General features: G+C 61.2%; 7 protein-coding genes. 5 read left to right on the top strand and 2 right to left on the bottom strand.

Features of this window, described 5'->3' with window-relative positions; all coding sequences use genetic code 11:
* The coding region (locus IM760_RS18670; protein WP_204431736.1) for a transposase family protein at nucleotides 1-398 on the bottom strand (398 nt) is incomplete at its 3' end.
* A 78-nt stretch (nucleotides 399-476) separates the two neighbouring features.
* Nucleotides 477-923 (bottom strand): Hg(II)-responsive transcriptional regulator, encoded by a 447-nt coding sequence (merR, locus tag IM760_RS18675; RefSeq protein WP_006911920.1) that lies wholly within the window; start codon nucleotides 921-923, stop codon nucleotides 477-479.
* 73 nt (nucleotides 924-996) lie between these two features.
* Between merR and merT the strand changes: the two genes are divergently transcribed.
* The 5 genes from merT to merA all read left to right on the top strand — a co-directional run bounded on the left by merT (nucleotide 997) and on the right by merA (nucleotide 3872).
* Nucleotides 997-1347, top strand: coding sequence for a mercuric ion transporter MerT (merT, locus tag IM760_RS18680; RefSeq protein ID WP_027965778.1), 351 nt, complete (start codon nucleotides 997-999; stop codon nucleotides 1345-1347).
* 13 nt (nucleotides 1348-1360) lie between these two features.
* Nucleotides 1361-1657, top strand: coding sequence for a mercury resistance system periplasmic binding protein MerP (gene merP, locus IM760_RS18685; RefSeq protein ID WP_022519794.1), 297 nt, complete (start codon nucleotides 1361-1363; stop codon nucleotides 1655-1657).
* Between the two features lie 2 nt (nucleotides 1658-1659).
* Nucleotides 1660-1917: a mercury resistance system transport protein MerF gene (gene merF / locus IM760_RS18690; protein WP_033988342.1), complete on the top strand. Its 258-nt coding sequence runs from the start codon at nucleotides 1660-1662 to the stop codon at nucleotides 1915-1917.
* Nucleotides 1918-1990: 73 nt separating this feature from the next.
* A complete protein-coding gene (gene merF / locus IM760_RS18695) occupies nucleotides 1991-2230 on the top strand; it encodes a mercury resistance system transport protein MerF (protein ID WP_027965777.1) in 240 nt (79 codons plus the stop codon).
* Entirely contained in the window at nucleotides 2223-3872 is a 1650-nt protein-coding gene (merA, locus tag IM760_RS18700) for a mercury(II) reductase (protein ID WP_082051506.1), read from the top strand. The genes merF (IM760_RS18695) and merA overlap by 8 nt, the downstream gene beginning before the upstream one ends.
* Nucleotides 3873-4184 lie beyond the last annotated feature (312 nt).

Here is a 4184-nt window from a genome sequence, read left to right on the forward strand (position 1 = left end):
AATATCTCGCGGACAGTCTTCTCGTCGAGGCCCGTGGTATCAGCCACGTAGGCGTAGGGGTGATTGAAGGCTTCCTTCTCGACGTGGTTGTAAAGCCTCCGCGTCATGCGGTGATCGTCTACCATTTCCGGAAGAGCTGGCCGGAACGTCCTTCCACACGCCCGGCAGGTGTAGCGGCGACGGACCACCCAGAGGGTGACCCGCTTTCCGTGGATGGGTAGGTCGCGATAGGCCACATCGCGCTTGCCGAACCTGACAAACTCACTCTCAACGCCGCATTCCTCGCAAGCTAGAGGCTCAGGAGCTTCGACCTGGTAGTGGAGATCATGCTCTTCCATCTTGGTGCCTAGGACGTGGTACTCGGGAAGGTGAAGGATGTTGTCAGGCAAGCTAGTCATGCAAACTTTCCTTGTCGACATGGTCCATAGATGATCGCGACTCTTTGACCGCGTTGTTTTCAACGAACTGAAGGTGAGTTACTCCCTTGGGTCTTCTGCTTCTCTGAGCCCTTCATGCAATGACGCAATTAGCGGGCAAGTGATATTGCCTTGTTGTGCATGGCATCTGTCGACCATTTCGCTCAGCACCTTCTCAATTCTTTCAAGCCTGTCGATCTTCTCGCGAACGTCCCCTAACTTGTGCTCTGCGAGAGCACTGGCTTCTTGACAGTGGGCGCCATCTTCCAGCCGAAGTAGGTCACTGATCTCATCCAGACTAAAGCCCAGCTGCTGCGCCGTTTTCACGAACGTCAACCTGTCGATATCGGCGGCACTATAGCGTCGAATACCTCCGGGAGGGCGTTCGGGCTCCGATAATAGCCCTCGTCGCTGGTAATAGCGGATTGTCTCGACATTGACGCCGGCCGCCTTGGCCAGGCCGCCAATGGTCATGGTGTCCGCCACTTTATCTGCATGTCTCTTCATGATGCTTGACTCCGTACCAAGCTACGGAAGTAACCTTATCGTAGCTCCCCCCATCCCGAAAGGAGAATCGTCAATGCGGACATCTAAAACGGGGCGAGGGCCCCTGGCCGCCGGAGGAGTCGCGGCCCTCCTGGCCTCGGCGTGTTGCCTCGGCCCGCTGGTGCTGATCACGCTGGGCGTTTCCGGCGCCTGGATCAGCAATCTGGCGGCGTTGGAGCCCTATCGCCCGCTCTTTATCGGCGTCGCGCTGGTGGCGATGTTCTTCGCCTGGCGTCGCGTCTTTCGGCCAGTGGAAAAGTGCCAGCCGGGAGAGGTGTGTGCCGTGCCACGGGTCAGGACGGGCTACAAGGCGATCTTCTGGCTCGTATCGCTGCTGGTGCTAATCGCCCTGGTATTCCCCTACATCTTGCCCCTGTTCTATTAAAAGGAGATCTACCATGAAAGCTCGTTTCGCCTTCATCGCGCTACTCGCCCTGCTCAGCACGCCCGCCTTAGCGGCCCTGCAGACCGTGACGCTGTCGGTGCCGGGCATGACCTGTGCCGCCTGCCCGATCACCGTCAAGGCCGCCCTCAACAAGGTGGACGGCGTCTCGCAAGTCGACGTGAGCTACGCGGATCTCGAGGCCGTGGTCACCTTTGACGACGCCCGAACGTCGGTGGAGGCATTGACCGAGGCCACCATCAACGCTGGGTATCCATCAACCCCGACATCCTCGCAAGCGGATCGAGAGTGATCATGAAGAATCCCAAGCCCCTGCTGCGCGTGAGCGTGATCGGCACCGTCCTGGTGGCATTGTGCTGCTTTACGCCGATCCTGGTGATCCTGCTTGGCACGGTGGGCCTGGCGGGGCTGACGGGCTATCTCGACGTTGTGTTATTGCCGGCCCTGGCCTTCTTCATCGGCCTGACCATTTATGCGATTTGGCGTAAGAAGCAGTTCGACGCCTGTTGTGACAACGGCTCTATCAAATCAAGGAATACGCCCCCTGAGTGACATCAAGCAGCTGCACATCGCGGTCATCGGGTGAGTTGTTTACGAGCTTGCCCGCCACGGTGAAGGAATAAGCGTGAAAGATTCGCAGAAATTTTTAAGCGTCGTGCTTGGCACCGGGTTGATGGTGCTGTGTTGCGCCGCGCCAATCGCCCTGGTGCTATTCGGTACGGCGGGCCTGGCCGCGTTGGCAGGCTATCTCGATTACCTGCTGTTTGCCGCCCTGGCCATCGGCTTACCTCTCTACGCGCGATACCACAAGCGGAAGCAGGATGCCGGCTTTACTAATGAAGACTCGGAGAAACGTGATGATTGAACTCAACGTGAGTGGCATGACCTGTGACCGCTGTGCGGATCATGTCAGGGAAGCCCTGGAGAAGCTGCCCGGCGTGCAGTCGGTGGAGGTATCCTATCCTCAGGGGACGGCATCGGTAGCCGTTGATCCGGAGACACCGGCCTCGGCGTTGACGTTTGCCGTGACCCGACTTGGCTACCAAGCTCGACTGGCCAACAGTGGGCCCACTTCCCCGGCAGGCGCATCGGTGTCCAAGGGCCGTGATGAAGACGCCCCGCACATCGCGGTGATCGGCAGCGGCGGCGCCGCCATGGCGGCGGCCCTGAAAGCCGCCGAGCGCGGCGCCCGGATCACCCTGATCGAACGCGGCACCGTCGGCGGTACCTGTGTCAATACAGGCTGTGTGCCTTCGAAGATCATGATTCGCGCGGCCCATATTGCCCACTTGCGTACGGAAAGTCCCTTCGATGCAGGCCTGAGCGCCCAGGCGCCGGTGGTGGATCGGGCCAAGCTGCTCGAGCAGCAGCAGCGACGTGTCGAGGAACTGCGTGACGCCAAGTACGAGGGGATTCTGCGCGACCACCCGGCCATCACGGTCCTGCACGGCGAGGCCCGGTTTATCGATGCCCATAGCCTGATGGTCAAGCTGAACGAGGGCGGCGAGCAGGTCGTCCACTTCGACCGCGCCTTAATCGGTACTGGCGCCCGACCGGCAGTACCGCCGATCCCGGGTCTTGCCGACACCCCCTACCTGACCTCTACCAGTGCGCTGGCCCTGGACACCCTTCCCGAGCGGCTGATTGTGATCGGCGCCTCGGTGGTGGCCCTGGAACTGGCCCAGGCCTTCGCCCGGCTGGGCAGCCGGGTCACGGTGCTGGCCCGCAGCCGCCTGCTCTCCCAGGAAGACCCGGCGGTAGGGGATGCGGTGGAGGCGGCGTTTCGCCGCGAGAGCATCGAGGTCCTCAAGCAGACCCAGGCGAGCCGCGTGGACTACACCGACAATGAATTCATTGTCGACACCAACGCCGGCACCTTGCGGGCGGATCAACTGCTGGTGGCCACCGGACGGACACCCAATACCGAGGCCCTGAACCTGGCGAGCCTCGGCGTGGAAACCGCACGTGGGGCGATTCTGGTCGATGAGCATCTGCACACCACGGTGCCGGGGCTCTATGCCGCCGGTGACTGCACCGATCAGCCGGAGTTCGTCTATGTCGCCGCCGCCGGGGGCAGCCGGGCTGCCGTCAACATGACCGGGGGCGAAGCCACCCTGGACCTGAGCGCCATGCCGGCGGTGATCTTCACCGACCCCCAGGTGGCCACCGTCGGCCTGACGGAAGCCGAGGCCATCGAGCAAGGCTTCAGCGTCGATACCCGCGAGCTGGACCTGGAAAACGTGCCGCGTGCGCTGGTGAATTTCGACACCGGTGGTTTCATCAAGCTGGTGGCCGAACGCGACTCGGGCCGGTTGCTGGGGGTGCAGGCGGTGGCGGGGGAAGCCGGTGAGCTGATCCAGACGGCGGTGATGGCGCTACGCGCACGCATGACCGTACACGACATCGCCAATGAGCTATTTCCCTACCTGACCATGGTGGAAGGGCTCAAGCTCTGTGCCCAGACTTTCACCAAGGATGTGACGCAGTTGTCCTGCTGTGCCGGGTGAACGATATGAGCGCGACCGTGGTGCCACTGGGCGGCGGCACCACGGGTTTTGGGCATGGACACCACAGGGAGCTCTGTCACGATGAACACGACACTACCCGATTGCGGGATGATGGGGGCGATGGGCTGGATAATGCCAGTGATCGGAATTGCCCTACTATTGCTGCTGGTCCTGGGCATCGCCTGTTTGGTGAAGTATCTGCTCTCTAGCAAGTGAGCGTACTGAGCGAGCCATCAACCAGCTAATCCGTTGTGGGTTGAGTTTGTCGGCCACCTTTCTCTCTCGCATACCAACCAGATAATCCGGATACCC

The sequence above is a fragment of the Alloalcanivorax marinus genome, assembly GCF_016906305.1.
Taxonomy (GTDB): domain Bacteria; phylum Pseudomonadota; class Gammaproteobacteria; order Pseudomonadales; family Alcanivoracaceae; genus Alloalcanivorax; species Alloalcanivorax marinus.

Coding starts and splice junctions, on each gene's coding strand:
- merR (WP_006911920.1), bottom strand. CDS start 923: ATGAAGAGACATGCAGATAAAGTGGCGGACACCATGACCATTGGCGGC.
- merT (WP_027965778.1), top strand. CDS start 997: ATGCGGACATCTAAAACGGGGCGAGGGCCCCTGGCCGCCGGAGGAGTC.
- merP (WP_022519794.1), top strand. CDS start 1,361: ATGAAAGCTCGTTTCGCCTTCATCGCGCTACTCGCCCTGCTCAGCACG.
- merF (WP_033988342.1), top strand. CDS start 1,660: ATGAAGAATCCCAAGCCCCTGCTGCGCGTGAGCGTGATCGGCACCGTC.
- merA (WP_082051506.1), top strand. CDS start 2,223: ATGATTGAACTCAACGTGAGTGGCATGACCTGTGACCGCTGTGCGGAT.